General features: G+C 45.5%; 19 protein-coding genes. 4 read left to right on the forward strand and 15 right to left on the reverse strand.

The genetic code is table 11. From position 1 onward, the window contains the following. The first annotated feature begins 72 nt into the window (after positions 1-72). Positions 73-534 carry a universal stress protein gene (locus AS030_RS20275; RefSeq protein ID WP_061975132.1) on the forward strand — a complete coding sequence of 154 codons (462 nt, stop codon included), beginning with the start codon at positions 73-75 and terminating at the stop codon, positions 532-534. A 66-nt stretch (positions 535-600) separates the two neighbouring features. Here AS030_RS20275 and AS030_RS20280 read toward each other — a convergent pair whose 3' ends face one another. Beyond that, the gene (locus AS030_RS20280; protein WP_061975134.1) at positions 601-1,152 is read right to left on the reverse strand and encodes a peptidoglycan-binding domain-containing protein; all 552 of its coding nucleotides are present in this window, start codon (positions 1,150-1,152) and stop codon (positions 601-603) included. Between the two features lie 119 nt (positions 1,153-1,271). Here AS030_RS20280 and AS030_RS20285 point away from each other — a divergent pair, with 119 nt between their 5' ends. The 3 genes from AS030_RS20285 (at position 1,272) to AS030_RS20290 (ending at position 3,514) form a co-directional block, all read left to right on the forward strand. Further along, on the forward strand, positions 1,272-1,790 hold the full coding sequence (locus AS030_RS20285; RefSeq protein ID WP_061975136.1) for a hypothetical protein: 519 nt from the start codon (positions 1,272-1,274) through the stop codon (positions 1,788-1,790). Between the two features lie 272 nt (positions 1,791-2,062). Continuing rightward, positions 2,063-2,194, forward strand: a complete 132-nt coding sequence (locus AS030_RS24625; RefSeq protein WP_276203874.1) for a hypothetical protein — start codon at positions 2,063-2,065, stop codon at positions 2,192-2,194. A 213-nt stretch (positions 2,195-2,407) separates the two neighbouring features. Next, a complete protein-coding gene (locus AS030_RS20290; RefSeq protein ID WP_061975138.1) occupies positions 2,408-3,514 on the forward strand; it encodes a response regulator aspartate phosphatase in 1,107 nt (368 codons plus the stop codon). A 174-nt stretch (positions 3,515-3,688) separates the two neighbouring features. Here AS030_RS20290 and AS030_RS20295 read toward each other — a convergent pair whose 3' ends face one another. The 14 genes from AS030_RS20295 to AS030_RS20360 form a co-directional block, all read right to left on the reverse strand. Next, entirely contained in the window at positions 3,689-5,281 is a 1,593-nt protein-coding gene (locus tag AS030_RS20295; protein WP_061975139.1) for a long-chain-fatty-acid--CoA ligase, read from the reverse strand. A gap of 307 nt (positions 5,282-5,588) precedes the next feature. Further along, positions 5,589-8,147 carry a beta-mannosidase gene (locus AS030_RS20300; protein ID WP_061975142.1) on the reverse strand — a complete coding sequence of 853 codons (2,559 nt, stop codon included), beginning with the start codon at positions 8,145-8,147 and terminating at the stop codon, positions 5,589-5,591. Between the two features lie 18 nt (positions 8,148-8,165). Continuing rightward, complete coding sequence (locus AS030_RS20305) at positions 8,166-10,718, reverse strand: beta-mannosidase (protein ID WP_061975144.1); 2,553 nt, start codon at positions 10,716-10,718, stop codon at positions 8,166-8,168. 1 nt (position 10,719) lies between these two features. Continuing rightward, positions 10,720-12,270 (reverse strand): response regulator transcription factor, encoded by a 1,551-nt coding sequence (locus tag AS030_RS20310; RefSeq protein WP_061975146.1) that lies wholly within the window; start codon positions 12,268-12,270, stop codon positions 10,720-10,722. Continuing rightward, a complete protein-coding gene (locus tag AS030_RS20315; RefSeq protein ID WP_061975148.1) occupies positions 12,239-14,032 on the reverse strand; it encodes a cache domain-containing sensor histidine kinase in 1,794 nt (597 codons plus the stop codon). The genes AS030_RS20310 and AS030_RS20315 overlap by 32 nt, the downstream gene beginning before the upstream one ends. Positions 14,033-14,068: 36 nt before the next feature. Next, positions 14,069-14,953: a carbohydrate ABC transporter permease gene (locus AS030_RS20320; RefSeq protein ID WP_061975150.1), complete on the reverse strand. Its 885-nt coding sequence runs from the start codon at positions 14,951-14,953 to the stop codon at positions 14,069-14,071. 1 nt (position 14,954) lies between these two features. Next, entirely contained in the window at positions 14,955-15,830 is an 876-nt protein-coding gene (locus AS030_RS20325; RefSeq protein ID WP_061975152.1) for a carbohydrate ABC transporter permease, read from the reverse strand. A gap of 60 nt (positions 15,831-15,890) precedes the next feature. Beyond that, entirely contained in the window at positions 15,891-17,189 is a 1,299-nt protein-coding gene (locus AS030_RS20330; protein WP_061975153.1) for an extracellular solute-binding protein, read from the reverse strand. A 188-nt stretch (positions 17,190-17,377) separates the two neighbouring features. Continuing rightward, on the reverse strand, positions 17,378-17,689 hold the full coding sequence (locus tag AS030_RS20335) for an AtuA-related protein (protein ID WP_061975156.1): 312 nt from the start codon (positions 17,687-17,689) through the stop codon (positions 17,378-17,380). 2 nt (positions 17,690-17,691) lie between these two features. After that, positions 17,692-19,029, reverse strand: a complete 1,338-nt coding sequence (locus tag AS030_RS20340; protein ID WP_061975158.1) for an acyclic terpene utilization AtuA family protein — start codon at positions 19,027-19,029, stop codon at positions 17,692-17,694. Positions 19,030-19,066: 37 nt separating this feature from the next. Further along, positions 19,067-19,930, reverse strand: a complete 864-nt coding sequence (locus tag AS030_RS20345; RefSeq protein WP_061975160.1) for an HpcH/HpaI aldolase/citrate lyase family protein — start codon at positions 19,928-19,930, stop codon at positions 19,067-19,069. Positions 19,931-19,940: 10 nt separating this feature from the next. Continuing rightward, positions 19,941-21,098 (reverse strand): CaiB/BaiF CoA transferase family protein, encoded by a 1,158-nt coding sequence (locus AS030_RS20350; protein WP_061975162.1) that lies wholly within the window; start codon positions 21,096-21,098, stop codon positions 19,941-19,943. A 24-nt stretch (positions 21,099-21,122) separates the two neighbouring features. Next, on the reverse strand, positions 21,123-22,421 hold the full coding sequence (locus tag AS030_RS20355; protein WP_061975163.1) for a CitMHS family transporter: 1,299 nt from the start codon (positions 22,419-22,421) through the stop codon (positions 21,123-21,125). Positions 22,422-22,479: 58 nt separating this feature from the next. Beyond that, positions 22,480-23,397 carry a hydroxymethylglutaryl-CoA lyase gene (locus AS030_RS20360; protein ID WP_061975164.1) on the reverse strand — a complete coding sequence of 306 codons (918 nt, stop codon included), beginning with the start codon at positions 23,395-23,397 and terminating at the stop codon, positions 22,480-22,482. Between the last annotated feature and the right edge of the window lie 15 nt (positions 23,398-23,412).

Consider the following 23,412-nt stretch of genomic DNA (forward strand, 5'->3'; position numbering starts at 1 on the left):
ATCCGAAATAGGCTATGAGATAAGTATAAGAATGTTTCGGCCCGCCAGTATTTTGCAAAGGAGGAGAATAAGATGAAGTATGAAAAAGTGATGATTGCGCTTGACGGCTCAGAAGGAAGTCATCAAGCCCTGCAATATGGTGCAGAACTGGCAAAAAGCACAGGAAGCGAGTTGACGCTCGCCCATGTTTTGGCTGAACCGGCCTACCCGCTTTATGGGGAAGGGTTTACAATGGCAGCCTACAAGGGATCAGTCGAGCAGGAAGTAAGGGACGCCGCCGCTTCGGAAAAAGGACAGGGCGAAACGTTATTGGAGGAAGCAAGAAATACAGCATTACACTATACAGACCATGTGAAAACAGAAATTCTTGAAGGGGATGCAGCAAAGTCGATTTGTGACTATGCAAAAGTTCATGATATGGATCTGATCGTCATGGGAAGCCGGGGACTGAGCGGGCTGAAGCGTATGGTCCTGGGCAGTGTAAGCCAACAGGTGTTATCCGAAGCGGAATGTCCAGTGCTCGTAACTAAGTAAAGAGAAAGAAAAGCTTGCAGACTAGTAAACTAGCTGCAAGCTTTTTCGGGTGCATACAAAATCAGATTAGTCGTGCAGTACTTTATCCAGGAGAATTCGTGTTGGAGCATCAAAAATACCTGTATCCTTCAGCTCTGGATATTTCTTTTGAAACTTGAGGACTGCCGCTTTGGTTTTCGGGCCATAAATGCCGTCCACACTGAGAGAAGATCCAATTTCATTCAGTGCTTTTTGAAGAATTTTTACAGCATTCCCCTTGCTGCCTTCTTTCAACACGATTTCCGGAAAGCCGTAAGAGTTCACTTTTTCAGACAGAGCAGCATGCGTTTTTTTTCCATAGATCCCATCCGGAACCAATTTTGCACTCTTTTGAAAGGCAATGACGGCTTTCTTTGTATTTGGGCCAAAGATTCCGTCTGTTTTCAACCCTGCATTCATCACTTTATTTAATGCCCATTGAAGGATTTTCACGTTTTCTCCATGGTCACCGGATTTCAGAACTCCTGACTTTGGCAGTTGAAATATGGAGTAATCTGGGGCGGTCTGGGCACCGGCCACAGAAGGAACTCCCATAAGCAATGCAGAAGCAGTTAAAACAGAAGCAATCATTTTTTTCATTTTTTAAGACCCCTCTCTTTTTATCACCCTGATTATTTGGATTACACCTTATTAGTCGATCACAGCCAATAAAAGTTACACTGAAAATTGGTAATTTCAAAAACAAAGGAAGTGAGAGTTTGACGATTATAAAAAACCAAAGAAAGCTTTACATTTTGGCTGCCGTGCTTCTCGTAAGTCTGGCCGGACTGGGATGGTATTACTTGTCAACAGCTTCTGTAACCGAGGAGGTCGAAGCCACAGAACCAGGAGGGGAAGTTCCCTATAGCACACTGATCGATTCCACCCATCAGTACTATAATAAAACGCTTTGCTATGACAAGGACGAAACGATCAACTGGGCGGATCAGCAAACTCACGCCATTGAACTGGTGAATGAAATCCGTTCTGTTACGGTAAAAAGTGAAACGGTAAAAAAAGATTTCCAAAATGCCAGAGAGCTGGCTGAAATAGTGTCCAAAGAGAAGGACAAAACAGCATTGCTTTACTTGCACAGAATCTTTCATGATCTGGACAAGGCCGTTAATCATTACAAACAAAAGGATGATTTCGGATACACCTACACCGGAACGGGCAAACGTCTATTTGGCGGCGGTGTTAACAAAGTCGAGCATTACCTTGCCGAAAATAAAAAATGAGGGTTTTACAGGAAGAGCTTGAAAAGAAATAGCCCAACGATGAGATCCCCCGCTAGTGTTCTGCGGGGGATCTTTTAATTCAGGAAAAATTAGTAAATTAGACTGATGTAAAATTTTTGAAAATTAAAACAAATTACCCACTCTAATTCTATTAATATTTGCTATTATTGTTGTAAATTGTAAAACATTGTTGAAGGAAGGAGGTCAGGGGGGTCTGACATCTTGTAGCTTCAGCAGACTGAAAACTAAAAATATTTTTAAGGGGTGTCAATATGAAGAAAATGACAGGTGCTCTTGTTGGTATTGCATTAGCTGGCGCTTTATTGATTGGTGGCTATATCGCGGAACACTCAGCCGTACCGAATGCCGAACACGGGAAAACATTTTCTACAACGAATGGGTAACCAGAACGTTGTCAGGTGCACACCCAGAACTTCACATAGCATTCAGGGAAGAGAGAGCGGTCTCCTTCCCTTTTTTCGTTGGACATAAAAAGTAGGAGAAAAGGAACGGATGAATTTTCTATTAATTGCGTCAATTGACTCAATCGTTAAAAAGCCCAATATGCTAAGATTGTGTTAAAATGTAAATTTATGCAAAAAGGTGGGGCGAATGTTATGGAAATAGAGTTGACGAGTACGGATCAAATGATTCAGCTGTTAAACAGCTGGTACCGTGAAATTCTTTCACAAAACCTCGTAGAATCCCGCAGACTCAAGCTGGAGATTGACGAAAAGATTGAAAACATGGAGATTGATCCTACCCAGACTCTTTTTATCTATTACTCTTTATTATGCTTCAGGTATCAACTGCTGATCGACGATTTATGGGAGGCCAGGTATACCCTGAACCATCTGAATGAAGGGCAGAAAAGAGAAACCGACGACTTTTTATCTTATTACTTTCACTTCTTCAAAGCCATTTATGCCACAGAAACCGGAAATTACCTGGAAGCGAAGCTTCACTACCAGCTTGCTGAAAAACGTTTAAATCAGTTTACCGATGACATTGAAAAAGCAGAGTTCAACTATAAAGTCGCCACCTTTTATTATCATATACGGCAGCCTCTGCTTGCCGTCCGCCATGCCCTTAAAGCCAGAGAGTATTTTGAGGACAAGTCCGGTTATGAAGTGAAGCTTGCCGGCAGCGAAAACGTCATCGGCCTAGCCTCCACTTCGTTAAAACAGTTCAGGGAAGCTGAAGATCATTTTCTCTCTGCACTCGACATTCTTCGTTCCAGCACACTGAAAAAAGAACCATTTGAACTGAAAATCCGCTATAATCTGGGAATGCTGTATGCAGAACAAAATTACTCTGAGAAAGCGCTCGCTCACTTAAGCGAAGCATTTGAAGAGAAAAACACCGATTTTAAAACTGCCTATCTGATTGCCCGTGAACAAGTAAAGCTAAGAAATTTCGAACGGGCCAATGAGTGGATTACACTGGGCTTAAAAATCGCTCGGAATGCACAAAACGAAGAATATATTCATCACTTTTCCATTTTGAGCGACTGCAATCATTCAGCTACCGCAGAACAGCTTGAAAAAACAGCATCTGATGCCCTTTCCTATTTTGAATCCATGCAGTTGTGGGGTTATGTGCAGGATTATGCGGAAAAGCTTGCCTCCCAATTCTACAGTGTCTCAAATGACAAAAAAGCGAGCAAATACTTTCATATGGCCTATACAGCCAAACAAAAATTACTTAAGGAAGCAGGCAGCTGACATGTTCAGCTGCTCTCTTGCTTTCGAGAGCTTGTGGAGGTCGCTCGATGCGTTACTTGTGGGTTGAGCCGGTTTATTAGTTGCGGTTCAGCACAAAACAGTTACATATCACGTCATTTTCACCAAAACAGCAAACAAAAAGAGGCCGGCGCAAGCCCGGTCCTCTATACAAAACTAGTTTACCAGCTTTCCTTTATTCTCCCAGTAGGCCTTTCTGAGATGAACCTTCTGGATCTTGCCAGATGCAGTCTTTGGCAGTTCGTCGACAAACTTAATGATCGTCGGCGCCTTAAAATGGGCCATCCGGCTTCGCGCAAAGGTGATGAGTTCGTCTTCACTCGTCTCATAACCGTCCCTGAGTACAACTACGGCTTGGGGAGTTTCTCCCCACTTGTCGTGCGGCACGGCAATCACCGCTGTCTCAAGGACAGCCGGGTGATCATACAGCACCGCTTCCACTTCGATGGATGAAATGTTTTCGCCGCCCGAGATAATAATATCTTTTTTACGGTCGGCGATCTCGATGTTTCCTTCCTCATCAACGAACGCCATATCCCCTGTATGATAAAAACCATCGCGAATGGCTTTATGGGTCTCTTCCGGGTTATTCCAGTATCCTTCCATCACCGTGTTGCTGCGAACAATGATTTCACCAATCTCTTTTCCGTTCGGTGCCACTTCATCTCCGTTTTCATTGACCACTTTCACCTCGCTGCCAATAAACTCATAGCCGGCCTTGGCTTTAAGGCGATACTTTTCCTCTGGATCCAAATGTTGCTGGGTGTCCCGGATGATCGAGGTTGTGATCAGCGGAGCAGCTTCTGTCATGCCGTACACCTGAATGAACTCCCACTTCAGCTTTTCTTCCACCGCTTTAACAAAAGCAGGTGGCGGCGCGGAACCGGCAATCACAATCCGGATATTTTGTTCTGTTCTGGCTTCCTCCGCCTGCTGATCGGCATACTGAAGCAGTCCGTTTAAAACCGTCGGCGCCATGTGCATTACCGTGACACTGTTCTCTTTCACCTTTTGAAAAATATGAGCTGGCACTACCTTTTTCAAGAACACTTGAGTGGCACCGTTTGCTGTGTAATAAAAAGGCGATCCCCAGCCATTCACATGAAACATCGGCAATACATGCAGAAGCACATCATGATCCGATACACGCAGGTGATGCTGCGTTGTAAGCGCATGCATATAATTGCTGCGGTGAGACAGCATGACTCCTTTTGGCTTGCCTGTCGTTCCACTCGTGTAAAGCAGTGTGGCCAGATCATTTTCATCCATACCCGGCCGGTCAACGGGATCAGATTCAAAACCGCTGAGCCATTTTTCATACGACCGGCAGGCATCCTGATCCTCTTCCAAACCATGTACGAAAATCGCCTCTACAGTAGTTAGATCATCAAGAACCGGTTTGATCAGCTGAAGGAGCTCATTATCGACAAATAAAACTCTTGTGCCACTGTGATTGAGGATATACAAATAATCCTCAGGCTTCAGGCGTGTGTTGAGCGGCACCATCACCGCCCCCAGCTGCAGCACCCCATAGAACCCTTCATACATTTCGGATGTGTTCGGTGCCAGATAGGCCACGTGGTCACCCTTGTTAATCCCCGCTTCCTGCAACCCGCGTGACAGCTGATTAACCCGGTCGTTTATTTCTCTGTATGTATACGTTCGTTTTTCCCCTACGATTGCTGCTTTCTTTCCATAAACCTTGACGGCACGATCCAAAAACTGAGGCAACAGCATCGGTATATTCAAGAAGTTATCCCTCCATGTTCTAAATTTTCAAAATTTTTATTCATTATACCACAGAACTTAATAAAAAAGACCCGAAAGCCTTTTACAGCATCCGGGTCAGTCTATTCTTCATCGATTGGTTGATGGGAGTGAAAGGTGCGAGACTCCTACGGGAAAAGCGGGACAGATGAGACCAGGGAGGCGCTCGGGCCGTTACCGCAGGAGCTTGCGACGAGAAAGTAGGCGTTTACGCCGGTAAGGCTCAGTGACCGCCTGAGGAAAGCGAGCATCCTGGAACGGATATTAACTCCCACAAGTACAAACATGGTTACCTTTTCATAAAATCATACATAGATTGAACTTCCAAATTTTCCGGTGACCCAAAGACAAGCGCCCCCTCTTTGCGCTCGAAAAATTGAATCCGCTTTGGACTTCCCGGAATCAAATCAAAATAGTTATCCGAAAACACCCCCTCGGTATCCGTCGAAAGCCAAACCTGCTTGGCCAGCGTATTCGTTTCAATCATGTATTCACTGTCACTGACTCTTGTTATAGACAGCACCGGTATCTTTAGTTTTAGTTCTTTTCCGGACACAAAATAATGCTCCTTGCAATCTATGACTCTTTCATCTGCAACAAGCTCTGCCTGAAAGACAGTTCCTGCCGGATCCTGTCCATCCAGCAGCTCGGCCGTGGACAGGGACAATATTACGTTGCCTGTGTTCTTATCGAGGTTCACAGCATCCTTGAATTCCCTGATGACCTCACCCTGGAAATTCAGCAGCCTCGAAATCAGTGTTCCTTCCACCGGATCCAACTGATCCGAAATCACATGAACATCCACTTTTTCGCTGTTCGTTCCGTCAATGGACACCATAACATCCTGGAAGCTTTTCTTCGCATAATAATGCAGTGCCTTCCAGCGTCCGTAGTAATCCATACTAGCCCATGAGGCTACTGGCCAGCAGTCATTCATTTGCCAGTACAAGGTTCCCATACAATAGGGCTTTTTCCTGCGGTGGGCCTCAATGGCAGACTTGATGCCCTCAGCCTGAAGCACGTGGCTCATGTAAAGGAACGACGGAAAATCCTTCGCTACCGGCAAGTACTTTTCCATGTATTCTTTAATCAGGGCGTTCCCGCGGCCGTTTTTCTGGTGGTGAAGCATCACTTCCGATTCAAGTTCCATATCCTCATCTTCCGCATACTGTTTTACATTTTTATATTCCGGAAACGATTGAAACCCGTATTCACTCATAAAGCGCCCAACATGACTGTTGTATTCCTCAAAGGGTTTAGAGCCGTGCCACACGTCCCAGTAGTGAATGTCACCGCTGCCGGATACATAGTTTGAATGCTGCTGCCGGTCATTGGACCAATCGGCCATCGGCGATGACGGCCAATACGCTATTTCAGGCGAGAGCCGTTGAACGGCTTCCGGCAGCAGGTGATGAAAAAGTGTATCATAGGCTTGCCAGATTTCATCCCTTTGCTCCTGTGAATACTGCTGCTTCCATCCCCATCCCGCTTCCTCATCATATTGGGCCCAGGCAACATCCATCTCATTGTTTCCGCACCATAATGCAATGCACGGATGGTTTCTTAGGCGTCTGATGTTATCCTCCGCCTCGGCCTTGACATTGTCCATAAAAGCCTGGTCGCCAGGATACATGCTGCAGGCAAACATAAAATCCTGCCAAACCAAGATCCCGTGCTGGTCACACAGTTCATAGAACTCGTCGTTTTCATAGATTCCGCCGCCCCACACCCGGAGCATGTTCATGTTCGCCAGTTCTGCACTGATGATTTCGTGTTTGTACCGCTCATAGGTCACTTCGGTCACAAAGCTGTCGTTTGGAATATGGTTGGCTCCCTTGGCGAAAACCGGTACTCCGTTTAATTCGAAGTAAAAGGAAGCGCCTTGTTCATCTTTTTCGCGAACCAGCGTGATTGAACGCAGCCCTGTGCGTACCGTTTTTTCCGTAATCATCTGCTCTTCCTGAACATACGATGCAGTAAAATCATACAAATGCGGTTCACCCAGGCCTCTGCTCCACCAGAGCTTCGGATTGGTGATTTTCAGTTCGATTTCTACCGTATTGGTTCCAACAGCCAATCGTACATCCTGTGATATACTGACTCCTTCTGCTTCTATATGGAGGATGCCTTCAGCCTCTTTTTCCGTTTCAATCTCCACGACAGCGGTCAGTTCGGCGGAAGAGGAAGTAACCTTTTTCTGCTGAATAAAAAGGTCGCTAATCTCTGCCGTTGACCAGCCTGCCAGTTCAACGCTTTTCCAGATTCCGCTCGTCACAAAACGAGGGCCCCAGTCCCAGCCATAATGATACGGCGCCTTTCTCGCGAACACACTTAACGTCTTGTCGCCTACTTCTCCGTCCTCCGAATGGTCATTGACCGCAGGCAGGTTATAACCGAGCTTCTCCTGTTTTACGAGATCTTTTTCAATGGGCGAGCAAAAGCGGATCCGAAGCACATTGTTTTGTTCTTTCAGGTGCTCCTTAACATCCTTTTTCCATACCCTGAACATATTGTCTGTCTTTAGAATTTGCGTATCATTCAGGTAAACATCACCGTACGTATCCAGCCCGTGAAACAGAAGCTCCAGCCGGTCGAGGGAAAGCATGGTATGAGGCACATCAAACGTGGTCTCGTACTCCCAATCTTTCTTATCGATCCATTGAAGCTGCAGCTCATTTTTACCGTAAAACGGATCAGAGATCAGCCTATTTTTTAGTAGATCGGTATGCACACATCCCGGTACTTCGGCAGAAAGCCAGTTCTGTTCATCACATGCCTTGAACTTCCAGTCTTTTAGCTGCAAAGTGCTTTTTGTGCTGGTTGCATTGAAGGACAATTCCTGTGTCATCACGTTCGCTCCTTTTCCTTAAAGTTGTATGGCTTCTGTTTCTGTTGCTTTCATTGAGTCCGCATTAATGGCAGAGACCCTCAGAGATTCTAAATTGACCTCATGCCCTTTTAAAGAATGTATCCGAATGTTTTTTTCCTCACCAGGCAGCAGATCAAAGAAGTTATCCGAGCAAAGCACCTCTTCCTGATCAACATCGATTTTTACAAAACGGGCGAGCTTGTCCGCCCTGACAGTGATGGTATTCTGCTCTCTGCTTTCTTCAATTTTCAGGTGTGCCTCCGGATAGTTCATCTCCTTGAAATCCCGCAAATAGTATCTATTTTCCGGAAACGCTCCATTTCTTGAAGAAAGGCAAACAATCACTTCACCCGCGTTTTTCCCCTGAAGGATTTCCTCCTCTGTAAATTTGAAAAGGGATAAAACACTGTTTCCTTCCGATTCAAAATCCAGTTTCCGCGAAAATACGGTTTCTCCATTAAAATCAAGAACTTCCAGCGTCACCGAGTCGTTCACCGGCTGCAGCTGATCATTGATCACCGTGAGTTCAATGTCGCTGCCGGGATCATGGTCAAGCGTAACAAGAACAGGGGCAAAGAACCTTTTGGCATAATAATAGGACGCTTTTGGCAGGAGTTCATAATCGACCATGGACCAGCTGGTGCCCGGCCAGCAATCGTTAAGCTGCCAGATGAGCGCACCGCTGGTGTACGGCTTGCGGCGCCGGTAGTGTTCAATTCCGTACTTCAGCCCTTCTGCCTGGGTCAGCATCGAATAGTTCATATACTCTTCAATGGTATCCGGCACTCCGGTGAACCCTTCCATAAGAAGAATCCCTTTTTCATGAAAATGATCTTTGTTCCGGTAGGACATCTCTGCACTTTTCCAATAAAACTCGCCTTCTGGAATGTATTTGGACAAGGTATGAAAGTTGGAAGAGGCATGCATGCCAAACTCGCTCGAAAAGAGGGTATAATCCTTTTTGTACTGTTTAAAAGAAACCCCTTCAAGCGAAATGTCCTGAATCACCGGCTCTCCTTTTTTTCTTGGCTCGACATTTCCGTGCCAAACCACCCAGTTATGGCGGTCACCCACCGTTTCATCATCGTGGTCGCTGTCTCCCGAACTTCCAAAGGGGGAGCTTGGCCAATACAGCCTCCCAGGATCGAGCTCTGTGAGCAGCTTCGGAATCACTTCATGATATATGCTCTCTCCGTAAAATGGTGTGGTAATCTCGCCGTCCGAATGCTTGCGGTCATAAATCCAGTCGATCTCGTTATTGCCGCACCAGATCGCCAGACATGAGTAATTCCTCAGCCTTTTTATGACCTTCGTGATTTCGTCCTTCACATTGAGCATAAAATTCCGGTTGTAATCAGGATAAAGGGCGTTGGCAAACATGAAGTCCTGCCAAACAAGCAGTCCTAACCGGTCACATTCTTTGTAAAAGATATCCTTTTCATAGATGCCGCCGCCCCAGACACGCATCATATTCATATGAGCGTCCTTGGCCAGTTCCAGAAGCTTCGTATATCTGCTGTCTTCTGCACTGCCGATAAAGCTGTGAACAGGAATCCAGTTCGCCCCCTTGGCAAAAATCCTGACACCGTTCAAATTGAAAGCAAACAGGTTTTCTCCGTTTTCATGGGTTAGTTCCACCTTAATTTCGCGGATGCCAAAGCTCTGTTCATGAACATCAAGGACCGCTCCGCTTTCATCCTTCAGTTCTATTCTTAATTGATACAGGTATGGGTCACCAAGGTCGTGCGTCCACCAGAGCTTCGGCTGAGGCACCTCCATTGTGGTTCTGCCATTACGGTAGAGCACATCTGTTTCTGAGGTGACCACTTCTGTTCCGGACCGGAGTTCGACCGACAGGGACAGCGTTTCTTTGTTTTTAAACGACTGTTTAATGTCAGCTTCCACCTCGATCAGCGCCTTATCCTCTTCAACTTTCACCGTTTTTGCGTGTACTCCTTCAAGATGGGCTTTTGTGTATTTTTTTAAGGAAACATCCTTCCAAATTCCCGCAGTCACGAGGCGAGGACCCCAGTCCCAGCCAAAATTCATCGCAGCCTTGCGTGTCCAGATACGTTCCTTTCCATAACTGCACCAATAATCCTTTTCCTTGTTTTTCATGTGGATGGCGATGGGATCGAATTTAACGGCGATCACATTTTTACCCTGTTGAACCTGCCGGGTAACCTCAAAGGTATGCTCCACCAGCATGTTTTCCGTGTTTCCGATTTCTTTTCCGTTAAGAAAAATGGTCGCATACGTATCAAGTCCTTCGAAAACCAGATGCAGATATTCCTCATCCAGGCATTCATCCTCCCACAGAAATGTGGAGCGGTACCACCATTCCTTTTCTTCCACCCAGCTGCTGGCCAGGTCGTTGTGTCCTACAAATGGATCTTCAATGAGCCTTTTCTTCAAAAGCTCGGAGTGAACGTCTCCCGGGACAGACGCCCCCATCCAAAAATGATCGATATAGGATGGAGCTGCTATTTCCAGAGAAGGCACCTTCCCCGGCTCAAACCACTTCAGCTTCCATTCGCCTGATAGCTTCATTTCACATTCTCTCCCTTTCTTCATATGGATTTCTTTCGTGCCCGCCATGGGCGTGAACCAGATTCCGGTATTGGGTTGGCGTAAGTGTCGTACTTTTCTTGAAGATATGAACGAAGTATTTGTATTCGCGGTATCCTACTCTCTCCGCAATTTCAAAAACGCGGCAAGAGGTTTCCTTTAACAATTTCTTCGCCTGTTCCAGCCGGACCTCGTGTAAAAAGTCATTAAAATGTTTTCCCGTTTCCTGCTTGATCAGCTGGCTGAAATGATTTGGCGAAACATGGATAATGCCCGCTACTTCACCTGCCTTCAGGTCCTCGGCATAATGCTTTCGAATATAAGAAACCGCTTTCTTAATCAGCCAGCGTGATCCTTCATTGGCTGCGCTCTGCTGAAACGAGAAATAAGATGACAGATCCTTTAAAAACAGGTTCTTCAGCTGATCGTAGGAGTTATATACGGTCGGGTTCACTCCCATTAAAAACTCGAAGCGAACAGCCTTTGGACACCATTCCAAAAGGCTGTGTTCAACAGATGAAATGGCCATACAAATCGCGCCAGCCGTATACCGGCAGTCGGAGAACTTCAGAAAAAGCTGTTCTGCCGCTTCGGCCGTATCATCTGCTTCCAGCTGAAACACCTGCCTCACTTCTTCTTCACATGAAAAAGAACAGGAAGAATCCTCCACCTCCGATGACCAATAAACCGGTTCGGGCTGAAACGGATACCCATCCAGGCCGTGCAGTAATTCCTGATAGCCACTTTTCAGATCCTGACTTATCTCGACAGCAATCATGCACAAGAAGCAGCTGATTCCCGCCTTCTTTTCCAAACCCTTTTGCACCTGGAGGAAATTCTCCTTTTCCTTATCGTCATTTTCTGCAAGGCAAAGGGTAATCAGCCGATTTTGGTCACTGAAAAAAGAGGCACTGATCATATCCTGTGAGTTCAACTCGTTTTCCAGCGCTGCTTTCCACCTCTGTTTCAATTCTTGTTCCTGCTCTGGATTGAGGTTCTCTGTTTTTTCATGATACTGCTGCATTTCACTGCCCAGTAAAAGCAAATGCTTTCCTTCCAGACACGTAACACGGCGGTCTTCCCCATCCATTTCGTGATCGAGGACCGTGTCCGTCAGCAGCCGCTGCAGATGCTGTCTGCACTCTTTTTCAAGGTCATGCCGTCTTTCATTTGATATTTTTTGGACAAGAACCATTAATTCTTCAATGTCCACCGGTTTCAGCAAATAATCCTTTACACCGAGCCGGAGGGCCCGCTGAGCGTATTCAAACTCATCATAGCCGCTGACCATTACCGTCTCTATTCCCGGGGCATTCTTATATACCCATTCTCTCAGCTTCAATCCATCCATGACTGGCATCTTCACATCGGATAAAATAACATCCACTTCAGTTTCCTGCAGAATTTCAATCGCTTCTTCACCGTCATAAGCTTCTCCAACGACTTTTGCGTTGATTTGGCCCCATGGCACGGTTTCCTTCAGTCCCTGCACAATGATGGGTTCATCGTCCACAATCAACACTCTCAGCGTCATAGCCATCACCTTCACTTTTTTCGGCATCAAAAGGAAAAACAAGCCTGACCCATGCTCCCCCGGATTCTTTCTTCCGGATTTCCAGCGCTCCCCGTTCCCCATAAGCGCTAGTTAACCGGTCCAGAATATTTTGAAGGGCAAAGCCTCCTCTCATGGCGGATGCCGCCTCTTCAGGAGAAAATCCTTTGCCGTTATCCATCACATCAATGACCAGCCTGTTTTCTTCCTGAAAACAGCGGATATAGATTTTCCGGATTTTACGCATATTCTCAAATCCATGCTGAAGGCTGTTTTCAATAAGTGGCTGGATCAACTGTTTAAGCACCTGAGCTTCCATAATTCCGGCTTCGCAATACAGCGTGAACTCCAGCTTTTTTCCGAGTCTTCTTTTTTGCAGTGCCAAATAGCTCTGGCTGTAGGTCAGTTCGGCCTCAAGCGTTATCCAGGGCTTGCCCCGGTTCAGGCTGATTCGAAACATTTTGGAAAGCTGTTCGATCAGCTTGCTCGTGTCCATCGCATTCTCAAGCCTGGCTGTCCAGCGAATCATATCAAGTGTGTTGTACAGAAAGTGAGGATTAATCTGGCTTTGCAGAAGCTTGAGGTCCGCTTCCCTGCTGCGGATTTCCATCTTGTATTCTTTTTCAATCAAATGCTGAATCCTCTCCACCATCTTGTTAAATCGTAAGCCCAGCAATCCGATTTCGTCCCGGGAATGGACCAGGACATTCGCAGAAAAGTCACCCTTTTCCACTTGCCTGGTCTGCTCCGTCAAACGAACGATCCGCTTAATATTAAAATGGTAAAAACCCGCCATGGCCAGGATTCCAAACAAGGTAAGGACCACCATCATCATGATGATCGAATCCATGATCTTCTTTAAGCCTTCCGCTACATTCGCCTTGTCGACAATGGCGACAAGAACCAAATCTGTTCCTTCAAGCGGCTGGGTGACCACATGGTATTGCTCTGATTCTTTTTCGTAAAGAAAGGATCCTCCCTGTTCTTTTTGCTGCAGCGTCTTATTCATAAACTTCTTATCGGGATACGTTCTGCCAATCAATGATGGATCATGGTGAAGGACAACTTTTTGATTATGGTCCAACACAAAGGTTTGCTGAAGACTTTTTGAATCGGTTTCAATGATCTGGTACAGCTTGGCGGCATCCAGCCGGATGGTCACCAGGCCGATCGGCCTGGTGACATTGTTGATATCATTGATTACCCTGAACAAGCTGACGACCTTTTTCTTTCGGCCCCAATCATCTGTAATCGTATAGGCCTCGCTCCAAAATACTTTGCCATAAAGCGCTTTCGCCTTTCTTTCCCAGACGCCCTCCTCATTCTTCTCCAGCGGAGTGCCGATATGAATCCGGCTGTTATGAAGGCCGGTAAGCGTGATGGAATCCAAATACGGTTTGGAATTCAAATGAAAAACCGCATAGCCGTTGATCCGTTCTTCCAGATGTTTCAGCCGGATCTGGTTCTCCGGGGTACTTGGTGTTGTTAAAAAGGTCCGGAAGTCATTGCTGTAAATCATGTAGGAAGAAATATCTTCAATGCTGAGAATGGCAGCTGACATATTGTCTTCCACCTTCTCCAGATGGCTTTTCGTATTGTCGATCGCCTGCAGCTGGATGGCCTGGTTTGCCTGTGAATAAATGAATAAGCTGAAGGCAATCATCGGGATCATCACCAGTGCCAGGAAAATGAATAAGAACTTCCACCTCAGCTGCCAGTCGGGAAAATAGAGAAGCCGTTTCATCGCATCTACTCCTGTTATGCTTCGTATAACACTAGCTTAGCCCTTTACCGCACCGGCTGTCATCCCCTTCACAAGATAGTCCTCAAGCAATAAATAAATGATGATTACTGGGATAACGGCCATCGTAAGGCCTGCCATCTGGGCGCCATAATTGGTGGTGAACTGCCCGGCGAAGTTAGCCAGCCCAAGCGGAAGTGTTTTTAACGAATCATCATTAATCAGCACAAGCGCAAAGGAAAATTCGTTCCAGTTGTTAATGAAGTTCAGGATTATGACTGTAGCCAATGCCGGCCGGGTCATTGGAAGGATAATCGAAAAGAAAATCCGGAAAACACCGCACCCATCCATGATTGCCGATTCCTCAATGTCCCGTGGAAAGGACTTCATGAAGCTAACGAGGATAAAGATCGTGATGGGCAGGTTAAAAGCAATGTAAGGTAATATTAATCCAAGATGTGTGTTTAAGAGGCCCAAAGACTTCATGAGCAGAAACATTGGGACGAGTGTGGCATGAATGGGGATCAGCATGCCGAATACAAAGAAGGCGTACACCATCTTTCCCCATTTGAAAGCAAACCGCGCCAGAAAGTAGGACGCGATGGCCCCGGCAAAAATCGTTACCGCCACCGCTGCCACGGAAACAATGACGCTATTGAAAAAATAAGTGCCGAGCTTTGCTGTCTCCCAGGCGGTTTTATAGTTATCAAACAGCCATTGCACCGGCAAACCAAACGGGTTCTTCGCAAAATCGATATTGCTTTTAAACGAATTCAAAAACATCCAGAACATTGGATAGGCGTTCACCAGCCCATAGATCACTAGCAAAAGATAAATCAGCGCCTTTTTCGAAAAACGCCTGCCCTTGTTCGATTCTTTTCGAAGCTCGATGTTCTTCTGTTTTTCAGCCATTACATGAGCCATTTTAATCCCCCCTTTTTCTCAGTATAAGAGTAGACAGGTAGACAAGCGCGAGACTGAAGAAAAAGATAAAGAGCGACAGGGTGCTTCCATAGCCATATCTTGTGGAAGAAAACGTCTGGTCAAACATGTACATCGCCAGCACTTCCGTCGTATGGCCAGGCCCTCCTGTTGTCATCACATAAATGAGGTCGAAGGTCCGCAAGCTCCCGCTGATGCAAAGAATAACGGCCACCATGATGGTGTTTCTCATCATGGGCAGCGTAATGTATAAGGTCCTTTTAAGGCCGGACGCTCCGTCAATTTTGGCCGCTTCATAAATTTCTTCCGGGATATTTTGGAGTGCTGCCAGAAAGATAATCAAATACAGCCCGATAAACTGCCAGATGATCGTCACACAGACGGAAAACATGGCCCATTTCGGATCTCCCAGCCAGTTCTGCGCCCAGTCGCCAAGACCGATTCCTTCAAGCAGCTGGTTGAAGAGTCCCCTTCTCGAGTTATACATCATCCCCCAGACAAGAGAGATAATGACGGTGGAGATGACAACCGGCATGAAGCCCAATGTTCTGAACACCTTGCCGAATTTCAGCTTGCGGTTGATCAGCAAAGCGAAAAACAAGGCGAGCGGAACCTGGCCAAAGACGGACGCGGCCACGACCAGCAGGTTATTCTTCAAAGCTCCCCAGAATACGGGATCATCCAGTGCTTCCTTAAAGTTTGCCAGCCCCACAAACTTCATTTTCGTGAAACCGTCCCAATCCATGACTGAATAATAGAAGGAAAGAATGATAGGAACGATGGCAAATAACAGATAGATGACAAGTGCCGGCGCGATGCCAATTAGAGCCGGCCACTTATAGCGGTTTAACAGATGCATGGTATCCCTCCTTAAAAAGGAGGAAATCAAGCAAGTTTACTTGATTTCCAACTGATCCTTTTACTTTTCTTTATCCACCGCTGCCTGCAGTTTTTTGGCAAGCTGTTCCGGCGTCATCTGACCAAGCGTGACCTCCTGCAGCCCTGAATTGATCACATCGGTAACATCCACCGGAAGAGTGGCATCATAAACCGGTGCGATATGGTCGCCAGTCAGTTCAGATACCTGCTTCAAGGCCGGACTCACACCTTTAGGCGGATCAATATCAGCAGGAACCAAAATATCTGCTTTCATCAAGTCAGTATAGTAGTCTTTGCTGTAAAAGCTTTTCAAGAATTCCTTTGCGGCTTTCAGCTTCTCGCCTTTCAGCTTGCTGTTGAGGGCAATGCCTGTCCCGGTGACAGCAGAAACGGCCTCAGGGTTGCCTTTTCCTCCATCAATGGAAGGGAAAAGGGCAATTCCCAAGTTGCTGTCATCGTCCATCGCCTCAAGAACAGGGCCGAGTGACCATGCTCCATCGATCATCATCGCCGCATCACCCATGACGAACAAGTCTCTGTGCTGGATATTATCAATAGAATTAAAGTCATCGTTAAAGGCCTTCATATCCGCAAGTTCCTTAATTACCCCGACTGCTTTGACGAACTCCGGATCCGTAAACTTCTTTTTGCCATCTAATACATCAGGAAGGAAATCGCTTCCTGTCATGCGGTCACCAATCATAGAAATGTAGGAAGACTGCAGTACCCATTGCGCTTTATTACCAAGCGTGATTGGAATCACGTTTTGCTTTTTCAGATTTTTGATAAGCGTTTTGAAATCTTCATAGGCTTTTGGAAATTCCTTATACCCTGCTTTGGCAAGCATCTTTTTGTTATAGTAAACAAGGCTCGTTGGCGTTACGTTCGCCGGCAGTGCATACTGCTTTCCGTCCACGTTGTAATCGGTGAGCTGGTTTTTCTTGATCAGGCCGTCCCAATGGCTCAATATGCTGTTGAGCGGCTGAATCAGCTTGCCGTTTACGAGCGGTGTCAGCTCAGCCCCCGGCCATACCTGCACCAGATCCGGCAGCTGCTGGCCAGCCGCTTGCGTTTTCACCTTAACCTTAAACTGGTCATGAGGAATGTTTTGCTGCTTGATCACAATATTTGGATGTTCCTTCTCAAACTTCTTAACCGCCTTTAAGCTCGCCTTATTTTGTGGGGAAGGATCCGTCCATATGTTCCAAAACGTCAGTTCAATCTTATCCCCGCTTCCGTTGCCCGAAGCCTTTTCGCCATTACCCGAACAGGCCGACATCAGGACCAGCATCAATGCTGAGACAACCAAAAGCGCTCTTGCTCCCAACCGTTTACTCATCTTTTACGCCCCCTCAATCAATTGTTTAAACGATAGTTTAATTGTAAACGGTTTCAAAACCCTTGATAATCCGAAAAAATTAAGATAGCATCCTAATTTTTCACTCGTTTTCTGTTATTTTTGATTTTTCCAAAAATAAAAGATGGACTTAAAGGCTATGATCACACCTTTAAATCCACCTTGCGTTTCTAGCTTTCCAAACTGATTTCCATTTCCAATAAATAAGAACTTAAGCTTTTTCCATGCCGGTCCAGTGAAAGGGACCGGGTTACCCCTCCTCCTAAGGCTTCCTGCATCACAAAATTCATCGCTCCAATTTTAGGAAGCTCATAACGGATTACTTCTCCTTTTACAATATCTTTGAAATGATCTTTTACCCTTTCTGCTGTAACGGCTTGCCTGAGACGCTCGTAATCTTCTGAATGATAGACAATTAAAGAAACGTTTGAAATATTTCCTTTATCCCCGGTGCGGGAGTGAGCCAGCTCTTTTAACTTCATCCTTACAACTCCTCATATACAACATCTACCCGTACATCCGCCTCTGGTATTAGAATGGAAGCTATTGAAATGACCTCTTCCACATGTACACGGACACCCCCGCCCCCCGCTGGGCCATTGGTATATAACGCCTCAACTTCTTGCCCGATTGCCATGGCCTCTTTTCTTTCTTCACACCTTGCAGCCACACGCAAACGAACCTCAGGGATGAGATTTATAGATGTCTTCTCTCCATATAAGGAGGAGTTTCCAATATAATCTATTTTTAAATCTTCATAAGGAAGGTTCGTGTATGCTATTCTTTTTCTAACGATTTCCTCCGCGAGCTTTGCACGGTTCATACATCCTGAACCGCCATAACTAATTTCTGCTTCCACAATATACCCATCCTCATAGCCTACACTTGTTTTATAGTAGCCGCTCTTTCTTTTACCAGAAATTCCTTTTACGATTACGTTGTTTGCACTAATTTCTTCAACTGTTGCTTGGGAGAAATCTGCAACAACATCTGGTGTTAAATAACTTTCGGGATCATGAATTTCGTAAAGCAGTTGTTCTTTTACTGTAGCTGTTGAAATCAGCCCTCCTGCTTCATCAAGCTTGCTTACTGTAAAATCACCATTCTCATGGAATTCTGAAATTGGGAAACCTGCATTCCAAAGTTCAGGTACATCTTTATAGCCAGGTTCAGCAAAATAGCCTCCTGTGACTTGCGCTCCGCATTCAAGGAGATGACCGGCTGCCGTAGCTTGTCCCAAACGTTCATAGTCGGTCCATTCCCAGCCAAATTCATGGACCAGCGGGGCGACAGTCAATGAAGGATCGGATGCTCTCCCCGTAATAATAATATGGGCACCTTCCTTTAAAGCCCTGACGATCCCCTCTGCTCCTATATAAGCATTGGCAGAAATAATGTCAGGATAACGTTCCCTTAATGGCATTCCTGTTTCCATTATGGTTGAATCCAGGTACTGCTCTATGTTTAAAAAAACATCATCTCCTGTAACTGCAGCTATTTTCAGATTCCGAAGACCCAGCTTCAAGGCCATTTCTTTGACTGCTCTGGCAGCACCAACCGGGTTTGCGGCTCCCATATTGGTGATGACTCTGCAATCCTTTGAAATATATAACGGAAGCACCTTTTCCATTCTATATTCCAAAAGCGGGTTGTACCCTTTGGAAGGATTTTTTTGTTTTTCTTTTTGGGCCAGTGCAATGGTCCGTTCAGCCAGGCATTCAAAAATGATATAGTCAAGATTCCCCTTTTCCATTAAATCCAGTGCAGGCTCAATGCGGTCGCCCGCATAGCCTGCACCCCCGCCTATCCGTATTGCTTTCATGCTTTTTTCTCCTCACCTGGCAACATGTTTAAGTTGACTATCTGGATTGAGTTTCAACTGCAGCCAGCATTTTTTTTGCTTTGTCTACAATGGGCAAGTCGACCATTTTACCATCCAGCTGCAGCACCCCCTCTCCCTTTGTAACAGAACTTTCAAACGCTTGAATCAACCGTTTGGCATGAGCAATTTCTGCTTCTGTCGGTGCATAGACTTGGCTGAGAAGCTCAATTTGGGAGGGATGTATTAGCAGCTTTCCTTGAAAACCCAAGTCTTTGCTGGCCCTGGTCTCAGTTATAAAGCCATTGGGATCTTTTATATCAGGAAAAACCGTATCAATCGGCGCCTTCACACCAGCTGCTCGTGATACAACAACCAGTTGTGAACGCGCATAAAGCAATTCCGTTCCTTCCTTGGACAAATGGGCACCAATATCCAATGCAAAATCCATGGAACCAAATGCAAGGCGCTCGATTCGCCGGCTGGCTGAAGCAATTTTAAATGCATTGTACAGACCGCAGCCGGTTTCAATGATAGGAACAATTTTGATTTTTCCAGTAGCAATCTTTCGTTCCTCTTCCAACTCGCTGATCATTCTGTCCAGCAGTGCAATTTGTTTTGTGTTTTCTGCTTTCGGCAATACAATCCCGGTAAGGTTATTGTGTATCATATCAATAACATCTTCCTGAAAAAAAGCAGAATCAAAGCTGTTAATCCTTACATAATTCATTCGGTCGGCATGCTCAATCGTTCTTTTTACATGGGTTCGAGCCGCTGTTTTTTCATGTGGAGAGACAGCATCCTCCAAATCGTATATAAGAACATCTGCATCCAGCGAGATTGCCTTCATTAACTTCTTTTCATCCGATCCTGGAACAAACATCCATGAATAGGATCGTTCCATTTACTTCACCTCACCTTTTTCCCAATTCAACTGCCATACCAAATTCTCTTAAAATGGAATCAGTATGTTCCCCGACAGCTGGAATGGGACCCATAACTGGCTTCATATCAGCAAAAGTAACTGGCGGAATAAGAGCTTTCAGCGGTCCTGCTGGTGAACCTATCTCTTTCCAGCGGTCTCGAAAAGCTAATTGAGGGTGCTCAATAAATTGTTTAATGGTATTTAAATACGCATTCGCTATTTCAGCTTTTTCCAGCCTCGTTACGATTTCTTCCGAAGTGAGCGTTTGAAATACATCAGAGATCAGCTTTTGCAGCTCTGTTTTGTTCGACAGCCGTTTTGCATTGCTATGGAAGTTCTCGTTGTTTTTTAAATCCTGATCCTCCAGTACAAAATCACAAAACTTTGCCCATTCCCGTTCATTTTGAACCGCCAGGAAGATCAATTTTCCATCTCCTGTCTGAAAAGGCCCATAAGGAAAAATCGTGGCATGGCTTGCACCTGTTCGTTGAGGTTCATGTTCCCCATACTCTGAATAATAAAGAGGATACCCCATCCATTCCCCCAGTGCCTCGAGCATGGAAACCTCAAGTACGGTTCCCTTGCCAGTCCTGAAACGAGAGAGCAAGGCCGTTAATATTCCCGAGTAAGCGTACATACCGGCTGCAATGTCGGCAATGGATATCCCTGATTTGGAGGGTGTTTCGTCGGTACCGGTTATCGAAACGACACCTGTTTCACATTGAATTAAAAGATCATATGCTTTTTTATCTTTATAAGGTCCATCAGACCCATATCCGGAGATGCCGCAGATAATCAGATGAGGATATTTTTCCTTCAGCACACTGGCACTGAACCCCAGCCGGTCGACAGCTCCCGGCTTCAGGTTCTGAATAAAAACATCCGCCTCCGAGAGTAGTTTGTCCAGAATATCCCGGCCCTCTGAAGTTTGTAAATCTAAAGCAATCGATTCCTTTGACCGGTTAAGCCAGACAAAATGACTGGAAAGACCTTTTACCGTCCGGTCATACTGACGGGCAAAATCTCCGGTCCCCGGCCTTTCTACTTTAATCACCCTTGCCCCGAGATCAGCCAACTGCCTGGACGCAAAAGGTGCGGCAACCGCCTGTTCAAGAGAAACAACTGTAATTCCTTCCAGCGGCAGCATTTGTATTCCTCCTTTTCTTATTCTTTACAGAGAGATGGCACCGGTAATAAGCGCCACTGCGGTCATAACGATGGTGGTTCCAAATGCCCATAAGAAAATACTTTTTTGAAGATCACCCAGTTCCACCTTGCATAAACCGAGAAGTACAAAAATGGAGGGGTTCATTGGACTTAACGGGAAACCGGTTGTCGCGTTGCCTAAAAGGGCTGCCCTTCCTATTTCCAAAGGATCGATGCCGAAAGAAGCTGCCGATTTACTCACAATAGGAAGAACACCATAATAAAAGGCATCAGGAGAAAACACCAAACTCAACGGCATACTGATCACAGCGATTAGTGCCGGCAAATGCGGGCCCATCCAATCCGGGATCAAAGATACAAAAGACACGGCCATTGAATCCAGCATTTTGGTTCCAGAAAGAACTCCTGTAAAGATCCCGGCTGCAAATATGGTAAAACAAACCATAACCATACTTTTAGCATGAGCTGCAATTTGCTCATTTTGTTTTTTGACATCCGGAAAATTAACGATTAAGGCAAGAGCGAATGCAAGGATAAACAACACGGGGACAGGCATAATGTCCATAATGAGTACAGTGACCAATACTGCTGTAAGAATAAAATTAAACCAGAACATTTTGGGAAGAACCGCTGACGGGGCTTCCAACGAAGCAGCTGTCTCTTCAGCTGCACCTCTCCCGGACCACTGTACAATGCCCAGCCGTTTGCGCTCTTTCTTTCCAAGAACATAAGAAACAAATACGACCCAGATCATGCCCGAAAGCATCGGAATGATGATGGGATTAAACAATTGTGATGACGAAGCATCAAGGGAAACCATGGCTCTAGCAAGAGGTCCACCCCATGGAATGATGTTCATCACTCCTGCCCCAAGTGCAACCGTACTGGCTAAAATTAGAGGGTTCATCCCAAGCTTCTTATAAATTGGAAGCAATGCAGTAATCGTGATCATAAATGTGGCAGAACCATCTCCATCCAGTGCCACAATTAAAGTGATAACCGCCGTGGCCATTACAATTTTGAGAGGATCTCCTTTGGTAAGTTTAATTAATTTTGCGATCATGGGGTCAAATAGCCCCCGGTCAATCATTAATCCAAAGTACAGGATAGAAAATCCAATCATAATTCCAGTAGGCGTTACTTTCTGAACGCCTTCGAGCATCATTTCTCCCATTTCAAGCCTGAAACCGCCAATCAAGCCAAATACAATAGGGACGAGGGCGAAGGCGATTAAAACAGACACCTTTTTGGTCATTACAAGGTAAAGAAACGTCGCAATCATTAAAAAGCCTAAAATAGCCATACCTAAACCTCCTTATTTTTAAAACAGAAAGCGATTACATTTTATTTTGACCGGCTTATTAAACCGTCTGTTCATGTCCTTTATTTACGATCTGCTGTAAATGACCCGTCAATGAACGCTTTGTCATTGATTTGACCAATTTTACACAGTCCATCAATTTTTCAAAATGAACGCCTGTTTGGATTCCCATTTCATGAAGCATAAAGACAAAATCCTCCGTAGAATCATTGCCGGCAGCTCCAGGAGCAAATGGACATCCTCCCAACCCGCCAATAGCTGTATCAAACGAGGAGATGCCAGCATGAAGGGCTGCCAGGGAATTTGCCTTTGATAACCCGTATGTATCATGAAGATGACCGGTTATGGTTGCTGTAGGTCCTTGATCCAGGACCCTGGAAAAAAGTTCATAAACCTGCTTCGGATTTGCACGGCCAATCGTATCACACAAGACAATTTCATTAACTTGCATTTCTTCCAGTTCTTTTACCATGGCTAATACAGTTTCCTGTGACACAAGGCCCTCATATGGACAGTAAAAAGAGGTGGCAATACTAAAACGCACAAACATCCCCTCTTCCTTTGCTGTTTCAATAACAATCGAAAGCTGCCGCAAAGATTCTTTAACGGACATTCTGACGTTGTTCCTATTAAATGTCTCGCTCGCTCCAGCTACCAAAGCCACTTCCCTTACGCCAGCCTTTTTTGCCAGCTCAAAACCTCTTAGATTAGGAATAAGAGCCAAATATTGAATGTCATTTTTCTTCATCATGTTTTGATAGACCTCTGTGGCGTCTGCCATTTGAGGTACATGTTTAGGAGAGACAAAGGATGTTGCTTCTATTCTTTTAAGCCCGGTTTCAGACAAAGCATGAATAAGCTCCAGCTTCTTTGCTGTCGGAATAAATGTTTTTTCGTTTTGTATACCATCCCTCGGGCCTGATTCGAGTATGTCCACTGATTTAGGCAGGTTAATCACCTTTTATCTCCTCCG

The sequence above is a fragment of the Fictibacillus enclensis genome (assembly GCF_001457035.1).
Classification (GTDB): domain Bacteria; phylum Bacillota; class Bacilli; order Bacillales; family Fictibacillaceae; genus Fictibacillus_C; species Fictibacillus_C enclensis.